This is a genomic window from Bradyrhizobium sp. INPA03-11B (genome assembly GCF_040446015.1).
Lineage (GTDB): Bacteria > Pseudomonadota > Alphaproteobacteria > Rhizobiales > Xanthobacteraceae > Bradyrhizobium > Bradyrhizobium macuxiense_A.
Genome location: NZ_JASGSR010000004.1, coordinates 24,334 through 43,915 on the forward strand (window position 1 = coordinate 24,334; position 19,582 = coordinate 43,915).

A 19,582-nucleotide genomic window follows, 5' to 3' on the forward strand; every position below is an offset into this window, starting at 1 on the left:
CTCTAACTGGTCCTTTGATTTGAGCATGATCTTTTCGGAAAACCACTTCGCACTTTTCCGGATCGTGCTCTAGACGCCTTTGTCTTTCGGAAACTTGTCCTGCAGGCTGGTCAGCCAGCGCGAGACCACATCGATCTCGGCTTCCGAGAACCCGTCCATCAGGCGGTTGTTGATCACCCTGGTCCGCGTCGCGGCGCGCTTGCCGAGCTCCTGCCCCGCCGCGGTCAGATGGAGCCGCTGGCTGCGCCCGTCCTCCCCGTCGCGCCGGCGTTTCACAAGGCCCGCACGCTCCATCCGGTCGGCGAGCCCGGTCATCGCCGACGGCACGATGTCGAGCGCCTGCGAGACGTCGCCGATCAGCGCGCCGTCATTGCGGCCGAGGAAGAACAGCACGCCCGTCTGGGCCGACGTCAGATCGTGCGCGGCCGTCTCCTGATCGATGGCGCGTTGCAGCCGCCGATAGGCCACGGTCAGGAGAAAGATCAGCCGGTGTTCAGCTCTCATCCCGCCGTTATATATTTCGCGTACGAAATATCAAGATATTTCGCGCACGAAATATCTGGCGATTGGTCGAAATCCGTTGTCTTGTCGCGCGGCGGCCTCGATGCACCGACGCCCCCACCGGCGCGAGCCAACATGTCGATTGGAATGAGACCGCCCGGCCAGGTTGGTTGCGACATTTTGATTGCAATGCCGGATCACCGCAGTGCCGCCACCGGCAGAAAACCCTTGATCGGCATCGACCAAACGGGAAATCTTCTATCCCAGGAGCGGCGCTTTGCGTCGCGGCTCCGGCAGCGCCACGGGAGTGCCATGACGTCAGCGGCTAGTCCGGACCGGGAACGCGTTGCCCGCCCGAAGCGGCCGCGTCATCTCAGCCAGGCCATGCGCTGTGAGACCGCGTTTCGCCTGATCCTGTCCGAATGCCTCGAGGAAGTCGCGACCAATCACGAGGCCCTGAGCTCCGGCAATTCCGCCGCGCTGCACCAGACCCGGATCGCGCTGACGCGGCTCAAGGCGGCGGTTGCCTTCTACGGCCCGATGGTGGCCGACAGCGAATGGACGCGACTGAAATCCGAACTGAAATGGCTGAGCGCCCATCTCGGCGCGACGCGCGATCTCGACGTCGCGATCGCCAACAGCAAGGGCTTGCCTGAGGAGCGCATGCTCCAGACGGCGCGAACCGACGCGTTCGACGCCCTCAAGGAAGCGTTGCAAAGCGACCGATACTGGCAATGGTTCGACGGCATGTGGGACTGGGTCGGCAGCGGCCCCTGGACCGCGCGGCAGAACCGCCGCGCCGCGCAGCGGCGGGCGGTGCCGGTCGCGGTGTTTCACGCCCGCCGGCTGGCGCGGTGGCATGGAAAACTGTGCCAGCGGAGCCGCGGCCTGCAAGGCATGGGCAAGAACAAGCGCCACCGCGTCCGGCTCGCCAGCAAGCGGCTGCGCTACGCCATCGAGTTCTCGGAGGGCGGCCTGCCTGCCGATGTCTACGCATCATGGCGGAACGTGCTGAAGCATCTGCGCAAGGGACAGCAACTGCTCGGCGAACTGAACGATGACGAGGTGCGCCGCGCGCTGCTCGAAAGTGCCGATGCCCTCGCGCAGCGCGCCCAGGAGCGCAAGGCCAAGCACCAACGCGTGCACGAGCGGAAGCGCAAGAGCCAGCTGCTGCGCCGCGCCGCAGCCGTCTATCGAAAAATCTCCGACTGAGCATCCAGCAGCGCATCTTCGTCGGCACGCGGCATCGATCGCGTCGATAGCCTGCTCATAAATGATGTATAAAACATCATTTATTGGCCTTGTAACATCACTACTTAATATGCATAAATGACATTCAACTAGACTCGAATCCCAACCGACGGCCCGATCGATGATCACTGCAGCGCAGCTTCGGGCTGCAAGAGCCTTGCTTGGCATCGACCAGCGGCAGCTCGCCGAGCTGTCCGGACTCTCCGTGCCGACCATCCAGCGCATGGAAGCGAGCGAGGGCACCATTCGAGGCAATGTCGACTCGCTCGTGAAACTGATCGACGCGCTCGGCGCGGCCGGCGTCGAGGTCATCAACGAGGGCGCCGTCAGCAGCGGCGGCGGCCGCGGCGTACGATTGAAGGCCGGATCAGGCTCACCGAAGGTGCAGACGTGATCTCAACGGTCGCCCAGCAGCTCTGGTGTGTAGCCGCGCTGCTGGCGACGACCGTTCTCGCGATTGCAACGAGCCGATCACGCCGATCGACAGCCATCACCTACGGCGCGACCTTCGCGATCTCGGCGATCGGGCTGGCCGGGGCGCTGCTCTCGCTCATCGCTCACAGCAACGCAACCGAACTGATGTTGCCGGTCGGCCTGCCCTGGCTGGGCTCGCATTTCCGTCTCGATGCGCTCGCCGCATTCTTTCTCGCGGTGGTCAATCTCGGCGGTGCGGCCGCAAGCCTGTATGGACTCGGCTACGGCAGCCACGAAACGACGCCGCACCGCGTCCTTCCGTTCTTTCCGGCGTTCCTCGCCGGGATGAACCTCGTTGTGCTTGCCGACGACGCGTTCACCTATCTGCTGTGCTGGGAATTCATGTCGCTCGCATCGTGGGCGCTCGTGATGTCGCACCACCGTGAAGCAGACAATGCGCGGGCGGGCTACGTCTATCTCGTGATGGCAAGTTTCGGGACCCTGGCTCTGCTGCTTGCGTTTGGCCTGCTGTCGGGAGCCGGCGGCAGCTACAGCTTTGCGGCCATGCGCGGCATCCAGCACACGCCGTCCGAAGCCGCGCTGGTGCTTGCGCTGATGCTGCTCGGCGCCGGGTCGAAGGCCGGCCTGGTCCCGCTGCATGTGTGGCTGCCGCTCGCCCACCCCGCGGCCCCGAGCCATGTCTCGGCGCTGATGAGCGGCGTGATGACGAAGGTTGCGGTCTACGGATTCATCCGGGTCGTGTTTGATCTGCTCGGACCGCCAAGCTGGTCGGCGGGTGTCGTCGTTCTCATTCTCGGCGGAGTGACCGCCGTGATAGGGATCCTGTATGCGCTGATGGAGAAGGATCTCAAGCGCCTTCTCGCCTACAGCACGATCGAGAATATCGGCGTTGTCTTCGCGAGCCTCGGCCTCGCGTTGGCGTTTCAGGCGAACGGCTACGGCCTGGCGGCGGCCCTCGCCTTCACAGCCGCACTGTTCCACGTCCTCAACCATTCGTTCTTCAAGAGCCTGCTGTTTTTCGGCGCCGGTGCGGTGCTGACGTCGACCGGCGAACGCGACATGGAGAAACTGGGCGGTCTGATCCACCGCATGCCGCTTACGAGCTTCGTCTTTCTCGTCGGCTGCGTTGCGATCTCGGCGCTTCCGCCGTTCAACGGGTTCGTCTCGGAATGGCTGATGTTTCAGGCGGTCCTGCAAAGCCCCGATCTGCCGCAATGGATGCTGAAGATCATGGTGCCCGCGGTCGGCGCGTTGCTGGCGCTGGCGGCAGCGCTCGCGGCCGCATGTTTCGTCAAGGCCTTCGGCGTCACGTTCCTCGGCCGCGCGCGAAGCCCGGCCGCTGAGGCCGCCGGCGAGGTCGATCGCTATTGCCTCGCCGCGATGTTTGGCCTCGCCGCGCTGTGCTTCCTCGCCGGAATTCTGCCGGGCCTGGTGATCGACGCGTTCTCGCCCGTCGCAATGGCCGTGATCGGCCACCGCATGCCGGTTCAGGCGAGCGACGCCTGGCTTTCGATCGTTCCGATCGAGGAGAGCCGCAGCTCCTACAACGGATTGCTCGTCTTCATCTTCATCACGGCTGCGGCATCGCTTGCCGTGTATTTCATCCATCGCTTTGCATCGCGCGCGATCAGACGCGGGCCCGCCTGGGGTTGCGGCTTTGCCGATCCGGCTCCGGCGGCGCAATATTCCGGCGTAAGCTTCGTCCAGCCGATCCGCCGCGTGTTCGGCACCTTGATCTTCCAGGCCCGCGAACACGTCGACATGCCGCCGCCGGGCGACCTGCGGCCGGCCCGCCTCACGATCGACATGCACGATCCGGTCTGGGAGCGGCTCTATACGCCGGTGACTGAAACAGTGTGGTTCTTTGCCGATCGGCTGAACCAGCTCCAGTTCCTCACCATCCGCCGCTATCTCAGCCTGGTCTTCGCAACCCTCGTCACATTGCTGCTGGCACTCGCGATATGGTCGTGATCTCGGACATCCTCGTTCAACTGGGCCAGATGACGCTTGTTCTGCTGCTCGCGCCGCTCCTGACCGGCGTCGTGCGCAAGATGAAGGCTCGCCTGCTACGCCGCAAAGGACCATCGATTCTCCAGCCGTACCGCGATCTGCTGCGGCTGCTGCGCAAGGAAGTCGTTCTCGCCGAAAACGCGTCCTGGCTGTTCCGCGTCACGCCCTACATAACGTTCGCCGCGATCTGGGTCGCCGCAGCGCTGGTCCCGACATTTGCCACCGGCCTTGAGTTCAGCTGGAGCGCCGACTTGATCGCGATCGTCGCCCTGCTCGGCAGCGCGCGCTTCTTCCTCGCGCTGGCAGGCATGGATGTCGGCACCAGCTTCGGCGGCATCGGCTCCAGCCGCGAAGTGATGATCGCCGCTTTGGCCGAACCGGCCATGCTGTTGATGGTGTTCTGCGTCGCGCTGATTGCCGGCTCGACCCAGCTGTCGACGGTCGCGACCTTCATGGCGTCATCTGAAGTGGGCCTGCGCGTCTCGCTCGGCATGGCGATGATTGCCCTCATCATGGTGGCGCTCGCCGAAAACGCCCGCATTCCGATCGACAACCCGGCGACGCACCTGGAGCTGACCATGGTGCACGAGGCGATGATCCTGGAATATTCCGGACGCCATCTCGCCATGATCGAGTTCGGCGCCTTTCTCAAGCTCCAGCTCTATGTCTCCTTGATCATCTGCGTGTTCTTTCCCTGGCAGATCACCACTGAAGGCGCAGGCCCGCTGTCGTACCTCGTGAGCGTCGCCGCCTACATCCTCAAGCTCGTGATCGCAAGCTTCCTGCTTGCCGTGTTCGAGACCGCAACGGCCAAGGTGCGGGTTTTCCGTGTTCCCGAGTTCCTCGGCGCCGCCCTCATGCTCGGCCTGCTCGGTACGCTTCTCCGGTTCGTGTCGCGGGGCTTCTGATGCACAACCTTGCCTTCGACATTGCCCATCTGCTCGCCGGCGGGCTCGTGCTGATCAGCTTCATGATGCTGTATCAGGACCGCCTGTATGCGTTGCTGAACATCTTCGCGGCCCACGCCGTGGTGCTCGCGCTCTCGGTCGCCTGGCAGGCATTCATCCAGAACGCACCGCATCTCTACGTGACCGCGGCCATCGCGCTGGTGTTCAAGGCGATCATCATTCCGGTGGCGCTGCATCGGATCGTCAAGCAGCTCGGCATTCATCGCGATATCGAGACCGCAGTCGGTATCGGCCCGACCATGCTGGCCGGCATGGGGCTCGTCGCCCTCTCGATGGTGCTGATGCTGCGCGTGACTGGGGCGGCCGATCCGCTGGCGAGGGAAGACCTCGCCTTCGCGCTGTCGGTGGTGCTGCTGGGACTGCTCGTCATGGTGACGCGGCGCAACGCCGTCAGCCAGGTCGTCGGCTTCATGTCGCTGGAAAACGGATTGGTGCTGGCCGCGACCGGCGCCAAGGGCATGCCGCTGGTCGTGGAGATCAGCGTGGCCTTCTCGATCCTGATCGCGTTCATCGTCATCGGCGTGTTCCTGTTCCGGATCCGAGAGCGCTTCGACACCGTCGATGTCGGCGCGCTCGATGAGTTCAGGGGGGAGCGGCGATGAACGCGGCGTCGGATGCCGTTGCCTGGATTCTCCTGATACCGATCTGCGCCGCAGCGGTGCTGGCGGCGCTGCCCGGCTATCGGCTGACCGCGGGGCTCAATATCCTTGCCAGCTTCAGCACCTTCCTGGCCGCGCTTTCGCTGCTCGTCTTCGCCCGCCCACAACCCGGCCAGTATCTGCTGGTCGACGATCTCAACATCGTCTTCATCGTGCTCAACACCTTCGTCGGTCTAACCACGAGCGTGTTCAGCGCGAGCTACATTGCCCATGAACTCGAGACCGGGCGACTGACGCCGCGTTATCTGCGATTCTACCATGCCATGTACCAGGTCATGATGTTCGGCATGAACCTCGCATTCGTGTCGAACAATATCGGCCTGATGTGGGTCGCGATCGAGGTCGCCACGCTCACCACCGTCTTGATGGTCGGCATCTACCGGACCCACGCGGCGCTGGAGGCTGCCTGGAAGTATTTCATCCTCGGCAGCGTCGGCATCGCGCTCGCGCTGTTTGGTACCATCCTGGTCTACATGGCCGCGCTGCCGGTCACCGGCGAGGGTCAGGACGCGATGGTCTGGACGGTGCTGGTCAGCCGCGCCGCGACATTCGATCCGGCATTGCTCAACGTCGCCTTCATCTTCCTGCTGCTCGGATACGGAACGAAGGTCGGTCTCGCGCCGCTGCACGCCTGGCTACCGGATGCGCATGCTGAGGGCCCGACCCCGATCTCCGCCGTGCTCTCCGGCCTGCTGCTCAACGTTGCGCTCTACGCGGTGCTCCGCTTCAAGATCCTGCTTGCCGCCAACCCGGACGCGATATCGCCGGGTCCGCTGATGGTAACGATGGGGCTGACCTCGTTGCTGTTCGCGGCCTTCATGCTCTACCGCCGCCGCGATATCAAACGGCTGTTCGCCTATTCCTCGATCGAGCATATGGGCATCATCGTGTTTGCGTTCGGGATGGGCGGCCCGCTCGCCAACTTCGCCGGCCTGCTGCACATGGTGATGCACAGCCTGACCAAGTCGGGGATCTTCTACGCGGTCGGCCACATTGCGCAGGTGAAGGGCACGCAGCGGATCGCCAATATTCGCGGCCTGACTGAAACCCATCCCGCGCTCGGCTGGGGCCTTGTGATCGGCGTGGTCGCAATCGCCGGTCTGCCGCCGCTCGGTATCTTCATGAGCGAGTTTCTCATCGTCAGCTCGACCTTCGCGCGCCAGCCGCTGCTCGCGATCCCGCTGGTCTTCGGCCTGCTGCTCGCCTTCGGCGCGCTCGTGCTGCGCCTGACGAGCCTTGCGTTCGGCGAGCCGCGCGGCAGTGCCGCGCCGGCGGAAGCGTCCTATCTGCCGATGTTCGCGCATTTCGCGCTGGTGCTGACTGCGGGCATCTATCTTCCGGGACCGCTCGTCGTCTGGTTCCAGCACGTCGCCAACCTCCTGGGCTAGCGCGAGGGAGAACGAGACATGCCGGCATTGATCGATCTGATCCGGGCAGGCCGCAGGGTTGAACGGCACAACCCATGGCCGCGCGTCAGCGTGGACAGCGGCACCTGGCGCTCCGCCACCGGCGCCCTTGCGGATGGCAGCCTGAGCTTGCTCGGACTGTGGGGCGACCCATCGCGCGTGCATATGGCGCTGCTTGACAACAGCACATCCAATATTGGTGTGATCAGTCTGGACTGCCCCGATCGCCGCTACCCTTCCGTCGCCGCCCGCCATCGCCCGGCGCTTCGACCGGAGCGCACCATCCACGACCTGTTCGGACTCGTGGCCATCGAGACGCCGGACAGCCGCCCCTGGCTCGATCATGGTCGCTGGCAAATGCAGGCACCGCTGGGCGAACGTCTCGATGCAGCACCGGATCCAGCGCCTTATCCGTTCCTTCCGGCCGAAGGAGACAGCCTGCACCAGGTTGCGGTCGGCCCCGTGCATGCCGGCATCATCGAGCCCGGACATTTCCGCTTCACCGCCAGCGGCGAGACCGTGGTTCGCCTCGAGCAGCGGCTCGGCTACACCCATAAGGGCACCGAAGGGTTGATGGCGGGAAGCACCGTCGAGCAGGCCGCGCGGCTCGCCGGCCGGGTGTCAGGCGACAGCACGGTTGCCTATGGACTGGCGTTCGCGCAAGCCGTCGAGGCCGCGATGCAGGTTGCCGTGCCGCCGCGCGCGGTGTTGCTGCGCGCGCTGATGGCTGAGCTCGAGCGGCTGGCCAACCATCTCGGCGACATCGGTGCGATCTGCAACGACGCGTCCTTCGCGCTGATGCACGCGCATTGCGGCGTGCTGCGTGAGCGCGTGCTGCGCGCGGCTGACGCTGCCTTCGGCCACCGCCTGATGCGCGACGTCGTCGTTCCCGGTGGCCTGGCGCGCGACATCACCGGCGAAGGACCTGCGGCAATCCGGGCCGCGCTCGAGCAGATCCGCCGGCATTTTCCGTCGCTGGTCGAGCTCTATGACAACACGGCATCGTTGCAGGATCGAACCGTCGGCACCGGCATCGTCACCGCGGCACTCGCACGTCAATTCGCCGCCGGCGGCTATGTCGGACGCGCCAGTGGCCGCACCTACGATGCCCGCCGCAGCCCCGGCTATCATCCCTATGACGGCCTGCGCTTCGACGTGCCTGTTCTCAGCGACGGCGACGTGAACGCCCGCGTCTGGATCCGGATCCGCGAGGTCGAGCAGAGCCTGTCGCTGGCAGGCCAGATCCTCGATGCGCTCGAGGCCGGCCCAATCAAGGTGCCGCTGCAGATTGCGCCGGAACCTTGCGAAGGCATCGCGCTGGTCGAAGGTTTCCGGGGCGACATCCTGGCATGGCTGCGCCTGAGCGATGGCCGGATCGAGCGATGTCATCTGCGCGATCCGTCATGGTTTCAATGGCCCCTGCTCGAGGCGGCCATCGAGGGCAACATCGTGGCGGACTTCCCGCTGTGCAACAAGTCGTTCAACTGCTCCTATTCAGGGCACGACCTCTGAGGACCGGACGCGATGCGCAAACTTCTGCTTCAGAGTCTGTTTCGCCAGCCATTGACCGAGCAGGCGCCGCGTCCGGACGACGCCGCGCTCGCGGAGCTCGCGGCCACGGTCGGCCGCACCGCAAGGCGTCGCCTCGGCCGCAGCCTGTCGATCCGCGAGGTTGATGCTGGCTCATGCAACGGATGCGAGCTGGAAATTCACGCGCTGAGCAATCCGTATTATGATGTCGAGCGATTTGGAATCCGATTTGTCGCGTCACCCCGTCACGCCGATGTCCTGCTCGTCACAGGTCCGGTGACGAGGAACATGCGCGAGGCATTGGAGCGAACCTACAATGCGACGCCCGATCCGAAATGGGTTGTCGCGGCGGGCGATTGCGCCAGGGACGGCGGATGCTTTGCCGGCAGCTACGCGGTGGTGGGCGGGGTTTCCGCAATCGTCCCGGTCGATCTCCACATTCCGGGATGTCCTCCACCTCCGATGACGATCCTGCGTGGCCTTCTCAGCTTGCTTGAGGAGGTGGACTCCGGCGGCGCGGCAAGGTGAGGGATCGCGCTTTTAAGCATGATCTTCTCGGAAAACCGCTACGCACTTTTCCGGATCATGCTTTAGCCGCTGTCGCGCAGCACCAGCTCGAAGCCGAGATCGATCCGGCGTTCGCCGCCGCGCTCCAGCGTCAGCGTCGCCGCGGTGCGGCCGATCGCATCGCCGTGCACGCTGATCGTGCTCAATGTCGGCGAGATCAGCTGGCCCATTTCGAGATCGCCGAGGCCGATCACGGCGACCGGCTGCGCCGACGCGGGCCCGTCACGCAGCAGCCCGGCCTTGCGCAGCCCGGACATGAAGCCGATCGCATGCGCATCGTTGGCGGCGAACACGGCGTCGACATCAGGCAGGCGTGCGTGCGCCGCCACGCTGCCGGAGTCCTTGCGGTCCAGGATCAATCTTCGCGGCTCGGCGAGGCCGCTGGCCAGCGCCTCGTCCCTGAAGCCGAACCAACGGCGCGTGCCGCGCGGATCGTCGCCGCCGATGAAGGCGAGCTGCTTGCGTCCTTGCGCAACCAGATGCTTCGCGACGGCGACACCGGCCTTGTAATTGTCGAAGCCCGCGACCGCATCGATCGGATTTGCCGGCAGATCCCAGGTCTCGACGATCGGGATCCGCGCGTTGCGCAGCAGGCGGCTGCCCTCCTCCGTTGCCGGCGAACCGACCATGATGATCGCCTCGGGCCGCCGCGACAGCAGCGCCGCCAGCATGCGGTCCTCGCGCACCGCGTCATAGCGCGACTGCGCCAGGATCACGGAGAAGCCGAGCGGCTCGAGCTTGTCGGACAGGCCCTGCACGGTATCGGCAAAGATCGAGTTGGCTATGGTCGGCACCAGCACGCCGACCGAATTGGTCCGCGCGCTCGCCAGCGCGCCTGCCACGAGGTTCGGGATATAGCCGAGGTCGCGCATCGCCTGCTCGACCCGCGCCCGGGTCTCGGGGGCGACCAGGTCGGGCATCCGCACCACGCGGCTCACCGTGATCGAGGAGACGCCGGCGCGCTTGGCCACCTCTGAAAGGGTGGGTGCGGCATCGGTCGGGCCGGTCCCGGATTCGGTCAGTTCGGAGCTCATGGCCCGACCCTGCACGATTCCGGGTTGCCAAGCCATGATGTTAGCGCTAGCATCGCCTCATGTTAGCGCTAACATGAAACAAATAGGGAGAAACGGCATGATTTCGGACGAGCAGGCCCAAGCTTACAAGCGAGACGGGGTGATCGTGGTCCCCGAGGTGCTCAACCAGGAGACCCTCGGCAAAGTCCGCACGGTGCTCGCGGAGCTGGTGGCCGGCGCAGCCGCCGTGACCGAGCACACCGACGTCTACGACCTCGAACCGGGCCATACGCCGGAGACCCCGCGGGTCCGCCGCATCAAGGCGCCGCACAAGGTGCATCCGATCTTCGACGAGATTGTCCGCAGCCCCGCCGTGATCTCGATCCTGACCAGACTGATCGGCCCCGGCCTTCGCCTGCACGGCTCCAAGCTCAACATGAAGTCGGCGCAATACGGCTCGCCGGTCGAGTGGCACCAGGACTGGGCGTTCTATCCGCACACCAATGACGACATTCTCGCGATCGGCGTGCTGCTCGACGATTGCGATATCGAGAACGGCCCGATGCTGGTGACGCCGGGCACGCACACCGGCGCCACGATGTGGGATCATCACGGCGAGGACGGCCACTTCGCCGGCCTGATCGATCCGGACCAGATCCAGGACGACATCAAGCGCGCGGTGCCCTGCATGGGCAAGGCCGGCAGCATGTCGTTCCACCACGTCCGCGCGCTGCACGGCTCGGCGACCAACACGTCGAACCGGCCGCGCAACCTGCTGCTCTATGAAGTCGCCGCCAGCGACGCCTGGCCGCTGATGGGCGTGAAGGACTTTGACGAATTCAACAGCCGCCTGCTGGCGGGTCCGCCGGTGGTCGCACCGCGGCTCACCGACGTGCCGGTGCGGATGCCGCTGCCGCCGGCCAAACGGCAGGGATCGATCTACGAGACCCAGTCGGCGTCGAAGAAATCCTACTTCACGCGCGCGGCCTGAAACCTCTGACAATGCCCGCGGCCACGCCGCGGGCATTGCTGCTTTCAAACCATAAAAACCAAAACAACGGGGAAACGAATGACCAAGATGGCAGATGGCGCCAGCCAATCGCGCCTGCGTGTGATTCTCGCAGCCAGCATCGGCTCCGCGCTCGAATGGTACGACTTCTTCCTCTACGGCACCGCAGCCGCGCTGGTGTTCGGCGAGCTGTTCTTTCCAAAGAGCGATCCGGTGGTCGGCACGCTGCTGTCGTTCCTGACCTTCGGCGTCGGCTTCGTGGTGCGGCCGTTCGGCGGCCTGTTGTTCGGCATCCTCGGCGACCGCTATGGCCGCAAGCCGGTGCTGGTCGCGACGCTGCTGATGATCGGCATCGGCACCACCGCGATCGGCTTGCTACCGACCTATGGGCAGATCGGCGTCTGGGCGCCGATCCTGCTGGTCGCGATGCGCGTCGTCCAGGGCCTCGGCGCCGGCGCCGAATATGGCGGCGCGGTGATCTACCTCGTCGAGAACGCGCCGCCGAAGCATCGCGGCTTCTGGGGCGGCTTCGCGCCGCTCGGCGTTTCCGTCGGCAATCTGCTCGCCGCCGGCGCCTTCGCGCTGGTGACGATGCTGCCGCGCGAGCAGCTGATGGACTGGGGCTGGCGCCTGCCTTTCCTGGCGAGCTTCCTCCTGATCGTGGTCGGCATCTTCGTCCGCATGCGCATCACCGAGACGCCGGTATATACCGAGGCGGTGGTCGCGCGCGGCAAGGTCGAGAGCAATCCGGCGATGGAGGCGTTGCGGCAGCACCCGCGCAACTTCTTCGTCGTGCTCGGCGCGCGGATGGCCGAGAACGGGCTCGGCTATTTCTTCCCGGTGTTTGGCCTGAGCTACGTCATCACGACGCTCGGCGTGCCGAAAGCGGAGGCGCTCAGCGCGCTGATGCTGGCCTTCACGGTCGAGCTGTTTGCGATCCTCGGCTTCGCGGCCTTGTCTGATAGAATCGGACGGCGGCCGGTCTACATGTTCGGCGCACTGGCCGGCGTCGCGCTCGCCTTCCCGTTCTTCTGGATGGTCGGCACCAAGGAGTGGGTCATGATCGCACTCGCCTTCATCCTCGCGCGCGCCGTGGTGACCGCAGCGATGTTCGGGCCGCAGGCGGCATACTTCGCCGAACTGTTCCCGCCGCAGCGCCGCTTCGCCGGCTTCGCCTTCGCCCGCGAACTCGGCTCGCTGCTGTCGGGCGGTCCCGCGCCGTTCGTCGCGACCGCGCTGGTGGCGGCTTACGGCACCTGGTGGCCGGTCGCCTGCTACGCGATGTTCCTGTCGGCCTGCACGGTGGTTGCGATCTGGGTCGGGCCGGAGACCTATCAAGAGGACATCGCGGTTGACGTGAGCGAGCCCGCCGAGCTGCCCACGGCGATCCCGGCACGGGCCTGATCGGTGGCGCAGCAACTGCGCGTCCTGCAGTCGCTCTGGGCGATGGAGCGGCGGCTGGCCGATGAGGATGAATGGCCGCTGCAAACCCAGCTCGCGATGATCCGCGATGCCGGGTTTGACGGCGCCGGTGTGCGCTTCATCGATCCTGCCTTCGCGCGCGAGGTGACGGACTTCCTTGGCGCGCATGGCATGATCTGGCAGGCGCAATGCTACCCGAAGAGCGTCGACGACCTGAAACCGGTGCTCGAGCTGGTCGCTCGGCTCGGCGCCGATCATGTCAACCTGCAGCCTGACGTTCGGCCGCGCCGGCTTTCCGATTGCATTCCCCTGCTCGAGGGCTGGCGGCGGCTTGCTGCCGAGGCCGGCGTTCCCGTACACGTCGAGACCCATCGCGATCGCATGACGACCGACCTGTTCTTCATGCTCGATTTGCTCGATTGCTTTCCAGATCTGCGGCTGACCGCCGATCTCTCGCACTACCTGGTCGGCCGCGAATTTGCCTGGCCGGTCGACGACGTCAACCACGCGATGATGCACCGCATCCTCGACCATGCCTGGGGCCTCCACGGCCGCATCGCGAGCCGCGAGCAGGTGCAGATCTCGCCCGGTTTCCCCCAGCACCAGGGTTGGGTGTCGCTGTTCACCGACTGGTGGGAGTACGGCATCCGCTCCTGGCGCAAGCGCGCCGGGCCCGACGCGACCTTGACCTTCCTGTGCGAGCTCGGTCCCCCGCCCTATGCCATCACTGGCCCCGACGGCAGGGAATTGTCCGACCGCTGGCGGGACGCGCTGGTCATGAAAGACATGATCCGCGCGCTGTGGGATCGCATCGCAAGCGAGCCGCAAGACCCGCTCCCGCGTTGATTCAAGCAGGCGGCAGCGGCATTCTGAATTGACAAGCAGTTCAGATCGACGCGAGCACCCGTGCGCAACCACCAACGAGCCGGCTCACTTCGACGCATCACACGCATCGCCATCCCGGCGATTGCCGTCTTGGTCTGCACGAAGGCGATCGCGGCGGAGCGGACGCTCGATGTCGCGGCCATGCCGCGCGTTGCGACGATCGACCCGCGCTTCCAGTCCTACAACATCGAGATGGTCGAGGTAACCGGCGGGCGGTTCTGGAGGCCCTATGCGGCCGCCGGTGCGGATGCAACGACGGAACGGTTCGCACCGCGCCCACCGATCGATCTGCGCGATGGCCGGCTACGCTCGCTGGCCGCCGCCCTCGCACCGGCCTACCTTCGCGTCGCCGGAACCTGGGCCAACAGCACGTTCTTTGCGGATTCCGACCCGCCGCCAAGCACACCGCCGGCCGGCTTCAGCGGCGTCCTGACACGGCAACAATGGCGAGATGTGATCGACTTCTCGCACGTCGTCGATGCCCCCATCGTCACGTCCTTTGCGATCAGCGCCGGCACGCGTGACGCCGCGGGACGATGGACCTCCGAACAGGCCCAGCTGCTTCTTTCCTTCACGCGATCGGCCGGCGGCCAGATTGCCGCAGCCGAGTTCATGAACGAGCCTGACCTGCCTGCGATCGGCGGCGCGCCTGACCGCTACGATGCCAGAGCCTACGGCCGCGATTTTGCGACTTTCCGCGCCTTCATGAAGGACACCGCGCCCGACGTGACGATCCTCGGCCCAGGCACGATCGGCAGCGGAGCGGATGCAAGAGCGCGGTTCGCGGTATCGGCAGCCGGCATCAACGTGGTCTCCTATCATCACTATGGGGCCCTCTCCGCCCGATGCGGCGGCGATCGCACACTGAGACAGGCATTGTCGGACGATTGGCTGGCGCGAACCGGCAAGACCCTCGCCTTCTACCGGGCGCTGCGCGATCGGCTCGCGTCGGGCAAGCCGATCTGGCTGACCGAAACCGCGGAGAGCGCATGCGGCGGCAACCGCTGGGCGGCAACCTTCACCGATACGTTCCGCTACCTCGATCAGCTCGGGCGGCTGGCCAAGGCCGGTGTTCAGGTCGTGATGCACAACACGCTTGCCGCGAGCGACTATGGGCTGCTCGACGAGCGGACGCATCTGCCGCGTCCGAACTACTGGGCCGCGCTGCTATGGCGACGGTTGATGGGAACCACCGTGCTCGATGCCGGCATCTCAGGGCAACCCGGTTTCCATGTTTATGCGCATTGCGCGCGCGACATCCCGGGCGGAATAGCCCTGCTTGTCGTCAACAATGATCGGCGGCTACACCACAAGCTGACGCTGCCAGCCGCCTCGCAACGCTACACGTTGGCGGGCACGACGCCCGCAGACCGCACCGTTCAGCTCAACGGCAGGACACTCGCCCTTGAGTCATCCGGCCGGATTCCGGCACTGGCAGGAGACGCCACCGCTGCCGGGACGATCGTCTTCGCACCGGCAACGATCACGTTCCTGACCATCGCCAACGCCGGCAATAGCAATTGCCCGTAACGCTCAAGCCTTATGCCGCGTCGCGGCTGTCCTCGGAGGAGGTTGCCGGGCGCACCAGATGGCCAAGCATGATCGCGGTCATCAACCGCTCCATCTCAAGCCATGCGGTGACATGCGACATGGTTGGCCGGCCGCCGAGTGCGAGCTGATTGACGTCGTCGACCGCTGTCAATCCGCGCGGGTAGAATTCGCGGAAGATCACCCGCTCGGCTAGGCCGTCGACCATGCGGAAATTCAGCGTCTTCGACAGCTCGCTGAGGGCCTCGCCGACCAGGCGCTTGTTGCGTGAACCGAGCGTGGAGAGACGGTTGCGCAGCACCACCCACTCGAACGCCGGCTGATCGTTTGCGCTGCGCTGGCGCCGCGCCTCCTCCACCATCTTGGAATAGTGGCTGATGCCGGTCACCTTGAAGTCGTTCGGATCGACGGTGCCGAGCACGTCGAAATCGATGAAGCTGTCGTTCAGCGGCGTGATCAGCGTGTTAGCCAGCGAATGCGTGAACGTTGTCAGGTAGGTGTCATGGCCGGGACAGTCGATGACGACGAAGTCATGCGATCGGCCGAGCCGTTCGACGATCTCGGCGAGTGCGCTGCGCCCGAGCGTCTCGACCTCGCTGCTCCTGCCGCTCACCGTCTCGAAGCACATATGCGCCGGGACGCCGAGATCCAGCGAGGTTTCCCGCGCCCAGTCACGCCGGTTCTCGACGTAATGCGTCAGCGACTTCTGCTTATTGTCGAGATCGATGGTGGCGACACGCTGACCCGCCTTGATCAGCGCGATGGCGACGTGCATGGCAATCGTCGACTTGCCAGAGCCGCCCTTGTTGTTTCCGACAACAATTACTCGTGCGTTTGTCATGGGATTCCATACCGGACGCTTGAGTGAGAGCCAGGACGAAATGAAATTTAATGAATGACTGGAGTCTCCCTGATTCGACGAATCTCGACAAGAGTCGCTGCAACATTGTCGTGATCGAAATCAAGAAGCTGCGACATCATTGTCACAGCTTCTCCGGGTACGTATCGCGAACGCAACTTGCGTCCTGGGACTCGCGTCCCGGCGCTAGCGCCCCTGGAACACGGCGGCGCGGCGCTCCACGAACGACTTGATGCCTTCGGCAGCATCTGCGGTGTTGAGCACGCGCTCGCGGATCTGCGGGACGATTGCGATTGCCGCCTGCTCGCCGGCTTCGATGAACTTGCGGCCCGCCTCTTTCGTCACCTGGATTCCGAGCGGCGCATTGCGCGCAATGATCTCGGCAAGCGCCATCGCTCGCTCAATCTGCTGACCGGCCGGCACGACCTCCTGCACGAGACCGATCCGATGCGCTTCCGCCGCGGAGAACTCGTCGCACAGAAGCAGGTGATACATCGCATCGCCCCACCCGGCGCGGCTGATATAGCGGAAATGCGCGCCGGCGAGCGGCGCGATGCCACGCCTGGCCTCCATCTGGCAGAAGCGGCTGTCGTCTGCGGCGACGACGATATCGCCGGCCAGCATCATCTCGATGCCGACGGTGAACACGATGCCCTGCACCGCGGTGACGATCGGCTTCCGGCACCGCTTCGACAATCCAAAGGGATCGACGTTGCCCTCCGGCAGCGGCTTGCGGCTCGCCGTCGGACCGAAGAATTTCGGCATGTCGAGACCCGCGGTGAAGCTGCCGCCGGCGGCGCAGAGCACGCCGACCCAGAGGCCGTCATCATTGTCGAGCAGCGTCAGCGCGTCGGATAGCTCAGTCATCATCTCCGGGCTAAAGGCGTTCTTCTTGGCGGGATTGTCGATGATGATCTTCAGGATGCGGTCATGCCGCTCGTGGCGGACCCGCCCTTCGCTCGCGCTGCCGGACATCTGTTCCTCCCTGTTTTGTGACTGAATATTTTCTGGATGATGGTTGTCATCCAGATGCATGATGGTCATAATCCAGAACGAGAGTCAAACAGGGGCACTGTGAAATGGGCCATTCCCAGGCCGACAAGGCCAGGAGCCGTGAGCGGATCCTGAACGAGGCCGCGACGCAGATCCGCGACAAGGGGCTGGACGCGCTCAGCATCGGCGGCCTGATGCAGCAGGTGAAGCTGACCCATGGCGGCTTCTACGGGCACTTCGCCTCGCGTTCCGACCTGATCGCCGCGGCGCTGGAACAGGCGCTGATCGCAGGCGAAGCGTCGGCGCACGCTGCGCGCGATCCCGACAAGCCGGTCAGCATCAACGCACTGGTGCGAAGCTATCTCAGCCGCACCCATCGCGATCAGCCCAAGTTGGGCTGCGCGATCGGCGCGCTGATCTCCGATGTCGGCCGCGCCGACGCGCAATGCCGCGCGGTGATGGAGCCGCACATCGAATCCTTCATCGCCAAGGTCGCCGAGACGCTCGGTGACGATGACGACAGCAACGCGATCGTCGCTGTCAGCGCGATGGTCGGCGCACTCGCGATCTCGCGCGTCCTCACCGATCCGAAGCGGTCCGATGTCATCCTGCGCACGGTGCGCGAGCGCATCATCGCGATGGCCTCAGACGAATGATTGCGCCCGCGCCGCGGGCAGCTTGATGGAGCAAGCCATGAACGACCGATCTCCCCTCGAGCCGGGCGCCGTGCAGGGCAGCGTACTGATCGCCGGCGTCGGCGCATCCAACGGCCTTGGCGCCGCGATCGCGCGACGCTTCGCGGCCGGCGGCTATCCCGTCGCGATCGCCGGACGCAACGCCGAGAAGCTCGCAGCAACCGCAGCCGAGCTCGCAGCCGATGGCGCCAGGGTCACCCATGTCGTCGGAGATGCCTCGACGGCCGCGGACGTCGCCCGTTTCGTCGAGGCTGCGCAAAAACTCGCGCCGCTCGCAATGGCCGTACACAATGCGGGCTCTAACCGGCCGGCGCCGTTCCTCAAGGTCAGCGAGCAGCGCTTCGAGGAACACTGGCGCGAACACGCGCTCGGCGGCTTCCAGCTGGCACAGGCCGCGATCCCCGCCTTGCTTGCACGCGGCGGCGGCACGCTGGTGTTCACCGGCGCCAGCGGCTCGCTGCGCGGCAAGGCCAACTATTCGCCCTTCGCCGCCGCCAAGGCCGCGCTGCGCGCGATGGCGCAGAGCGTGGCGCGGGAATTCGGGCCGCAGGGCATTCATGTCGGCCATGTCGTGGTTGACGGCGGCATCGGCGGCGATCGCCTGCTGAGCATGCGCCCGCAGTTGAAGGATGAGCGCGGGCCGGATGGCCTGCTCAACATCGCGGCGATTGCCGAGGCCTATTGGGTGCTGCATCACCAGCATCGCAGCGCCTGGACGCTGGAGCTCGACCTGCGGCCGTGGGCGGAGCAGTTCTGAGCGCCCAGGGCGGCGCGCCATCGCCCGGGAAAATCGATTGCGATCGGCGCAAATCTTGTCAGGCTATGCGACAAGGTCCGTCGAGATCGCAACTTGTCCCGGGAGAAGGCCATGTCGCAGCCCACGCCGATCCTGCATCATTTCGATCAGTCGCCGTTCTCCGAGAAGATCCGCATCATCTACGGATTCAAGAAGCTGACCTGGAACTCGGTGCGGATTTCCCGGATCATGCCGCGGCCGGACCTGATGCCGATGACCGGTGGTTATCGCCGCACCCCGACGATGCAGATCGGCGCGGACATCTATTGTGACACCCAGATCATCATCCGCGAGCTGGAGCGGCGCTATCCGACGCCGACGCTGTTTCCCGCGGGAAATGCCGGAATGCCGTGGGCGCTCGGCATGTGGACCGACCGGCCGTTCTTCCAGAGCACGGTCAACCTCGTGTTCGGCTTCATCGGCGACAAGGTGCCGCAGAATTTCATCGCGGATCGCGAGAAGCTGCGCGGCGGCAAGTTCGACATCGCCGCCATGACCGCGGCGCTGCCGCAGATGCGCAACCAATTCCGCGCCAATGCCGACTGGATCGAGGCGCAACTAGGTGACAACCGGCCGTGGCTGTTTGGCGAGTTCAGCCTCGCCGATGTCAGCGCCTATATGAACGTGTGGTACGCACGGCAGAGCCTCGCCACGATCGACGAAATGATGAAGCCTTTTCCACGCACCGCGGCGTGGGAGGAGCGCATCCGCGCCATCGGCCACGGCACGCGCAGCGAGATGTCGTCAACCGACGCGCTCGAGATCGCGGCGAAGGCGCAGCCGGAGTCGCCGGTGTTCGGCGATCCCGCGGATCCGAACGGTCGCAAGCCCGGCGACATCGTCAGCGTGATGCCGGATGACTACGGCAAGATCCCGGTCCGCGGCGAGATCGTCTCGCTGTCGGCGCAGCACATCGCGATCCGCCGGTCCGACGAGCGCGTCGGCGAGGTCGTGGTGCATTTCCCGCGCGCCGGATTCCTGGTCATCCCGGGCTGATCGCCGCTGGCCGCAGCCGGTCGGCTGCCGGCTCGCGGG

At 65.3% G+C, this 19,582-nt stretch carries 19 protein-coding genes; 15 read left to right on the top strand and 4 right to left on the bottom strand.

Annotated elements, in window-relative coordinates; all coding sequences use genetic code 11:
- Nucleotides 1-69 precede the first annotated feature (69 nt).
- Nucleotides 70-504, bottom strand: a complete 435-nt coding sequence (locus QMZ05_RS02575) for a MarR family transcriptional regulator (protein WP_353699343.1) — start codon at nt 502-504, stop codon at nt 70-72.
- Between QMZ05_RS02575 and QMZ05_RS02580 the strand changes: the two genes are divergently transcribed.
- The 8 genes from QMZ05_RS02580 (at nt 490) to QMZ05_RS02615 (ending at nt 9,288) form a co-directional block, all read left to right on the top strand.
- Complete coding sequence (locus tag QMZ05_RS02580) at nt 490-1,713, top strand: CHAD domain-containing protein (RefSeq protein WP_353699344.1); 1,224 nt, start codon at nt 490-492, stop codon at nt 1,711-1,713. The two genes, QMZ05_RS02575 and QMZ05_RS02580, sit on opposite strands and share 15 nt — an antisense overlap.
- Before the next feature lie 160 nt (nt 1,714-1,873).
- Nucleotides 1,874-2,146: a helix-turn-helix transcriptional regulator gene (locus QMZ05_RS02585; RefSeq protein WP_050421592.1), complete on the top strand. Its 273-nt coding sequence runs from the start codon at nt 1,874-1,876 to the stop codon at nt 2,144-2,146.
- Nucleotides 2,146-4,158 carry a hydrogenase 4 subunit B gene (hyfB, locus tag QMZ05_RS02590; protein WP_353699421.1) on the top strand — a complete coding sequence of 671 codons (2,013 nt, stop codon included), beginning with the start codon at nt 2,146-2,148 and terminating at the stop codon, nt 4,156-4,158. The genes QMZ05_RS02585 and hyfB overlap by 1 nt, the downstream gene beginning before the upstream one ends.
- The gene (locus tag QMZ05_RS02595) at nt 4,149-5,105 is read left to right on the top strand and encodes an NADH-quinone oxidoreductase subunit H (protein ID WP_353699345.1); all 957 of its coding nucleotides are present in this window, start codon (nt 4,149-4,151) and stop codon (nt 5,103-5,105) included. The genes hyfB and QMZ05_RS02595 overlap by 10 nt, the downstream gene beginning before the upstream one ends.
- Nucleotides 5,105-5,767, top strand: a complete 663-nt coding sequence (locus QMZ05_RS02600) for a hydrogenase-4 component E (protein ID WP_353699346.1) — start codon at nt 5,105-5,107, stop codon at nt 5,765-5,767. The genes QMZ05_RS02595 and QMZ05_RS02600 overlap by 1 nt, the downstream gene beginning before the upstream one ends.
- Nucleotides 5,764-7,212, top strand: a complete 1,449-nt coding sequence (locus QMZ05_RS02605; protein ID WP_353699347.1) for a hydrogenase 4 subunit F — start codon at nt 5,764-5,766, stop codon at nt 7,210-7,212. Before QMZ05_RS02600 ends, QMZ05_RS02605 begins: the two co-directional genes overlap by 4 nt.
- A gap of 18 nt (nt 7,213-7,230) precedes the next feature.
- Entirely contained in the window at nt 7,231-8,742 is a 1,512-nt protein-coding gene (locus QMZ05_RS02610) for a hydrogenase expression protein HypE (protein ID WP_353699348.1), read from the top strand.
- 12 nt (nt 8,743-8,754) lie between these two features.
- Nucleotides 8,755-9,288, top strand: a complete 534-nt coding sequence (locus QMZ05_RS02615) for an NADH-quinone oxidoreductase subunit B family protein (RefSeq protein WP_353699349.1) — start codon at nt 8,755-8,757, stop codon at nt 9,286-9,288.
- Between the two features lie 62 nt (nt 9,289-9,350).
- On the opposite strand, the gene QMZ05_RS02620 is transcribed toward QMZ05_RS02615, so the two are convergent.
- The gene (locus tag QMZ05_RS02620) at nt 9,351-10,361 is read right to left on the bottom strand and encodes a LacI family DNA-binding transcriptional regulator (RefSeq protein WP_353699350.1); all 1,011 of its coding nucleotides are present in this window, start codon (nt 10,359-10,361) and stop codon (nt 9,351-9,353) included.
- A gap of 97 nt (nt 10,362-10,458) precedes the next feature.
- On the opposite strand from QMZ05_RS02620, the gene QMZ05_RS02625 reads away from it, so the two are divergent.
- From QMZ05_RS02625 to QMZ05_RS02640, 4 genes are all read left to right on the top strand, one after another.
- Nucleotides 10,459-11,331 carry a phytanoyl-CoA dioxygenase family protein gene (locus QMZ05_RS02625; RefSeq protein ID WP_353699351.1) on the top strand — a complete coding sequence of 291 codons (873 nt, stop codon included), beginning with the start codon at nt 10,459-10,461 and terminating at the stop codon, nt 11,329-11,331.
- Nucleotides 11,332-11,409: 78 nt separating this feature from the next.
- Nucleotides 11,410-12,753 carry an MFS transporter gene (locus tag QMZ05_RS02630; protein WP_353699352.1) on the top strand — a complete coding sequence of 448 codons (1,344 nt, stop codon included), beginning with the start codon at nt 11,410-11,412 and terminating at the stop codon, nt 12,751-12,753.
- A 3-nt stretch (nt 12,754-12,756) separates the two neighbouring features.
- The gene (locus QMZ05_RS02635) at nt 12,757-13,617 is read left to right on the top strand and encodes a sugar phosphate isomerase/epimerase (RefSeq protein WP_353699353.1); all 861 of its coding nucleotides are present in this window, start codon (nt 12,757-12,759) and stop codon (nt 13,615-13,617) included.
- Between the two features lie 129 nt (nt 13,618-13,746).
- The gene (locus QMZ05_RS02640; protein WP_353699354.1) at nt 13,747-15,186 is read left to right on the top strand and encodes a hypothetical protein; all 1,440 of its coding nucleotides are present in this window, start codon (nt 13,747-13,749) and stop codon (nt 15,184-15,186) included.
- Nucleotides 15,187-15,196: 10 nt separating this feature from the next.
- Here QMZ05_RS02640 and QMZ05_RS02645 read toward each other — a convergent pair whose 3' ends face one another.
- Both QMZ05_RS02645 and QMZ05_RS02650 read right to left on the bottom strand, forming a co-directional pair.
- Nucleotides 15,197-16,045, bottom strand: coding sequence for a division plane positioning ATPase MipZ (locus tag QMZ05_RS02645; RefSeq protein ID WP_353699355.1), 849 nt, complete (start codon nt 16,043-16,045; stop codon nt 15,197-15,199).
- A gap of 204 nt (nt 16,046-16,249) precedes the next feature.
- Nucleotides 16,250-17,038: a crotonase/enoyl-CoA hydratase family protein gene (locus QMZ05_RS02650; RefSeq protein WP_353699356.1), complete on the bottom strand. Its 789-nt coding sequence runs from the start codon at nt 17,036-17,038 to the stop codon at nt 16,250-16,252.
- 104 nt (nt 17,039-17,142) lie between these two features.
- On the opposite strand from QMZ05_RS02650, the gene QMZ05_RS02655 reads away from it, so the two are divergent.
- From QMZ05_RS02655 to QMZ05_RS02665, 3 genes are all read left to right on the top strand, one after another.
- Nucleotides 17,143-17,712, top strand: a complete 570-nt coding sequence (locus QMZ05_RS02655; protein ID WP_353699357.1) for a TetR/AcrR family transcriptional regulator — start codon at nt 17,143-17,145, stop codon at nt 17,710-17,712.
- 37 nt (nt 17,713-17,749) lie between these two features.
- Entirely contained in the window at nt 17,750-18,508 is a 759-nt protein-coding gene (locus QMZ05_RS02660) for an SDR family NAD(P)-dependent oxidoreductase (RefSeq protein ID WP_353699358.1), read from the top strand.
- Nucleotides 18,509-18,619: 111 nt separating this feature from the next.
- Nucleotides 18,620-19,543: a glutathione S-transferase family protein gene (locus QMZ05_RS02665; RefSeq protein WP_353699359.1), complete on the top strand. Its 924-nt coding sequence runs from the start codon at nt 18,620-18,622 to the stop codon at nt 19,541-19,543.
- The last annotated feature ends 39 nt before the right edge of the window (nt 19,544-19,582 follow it).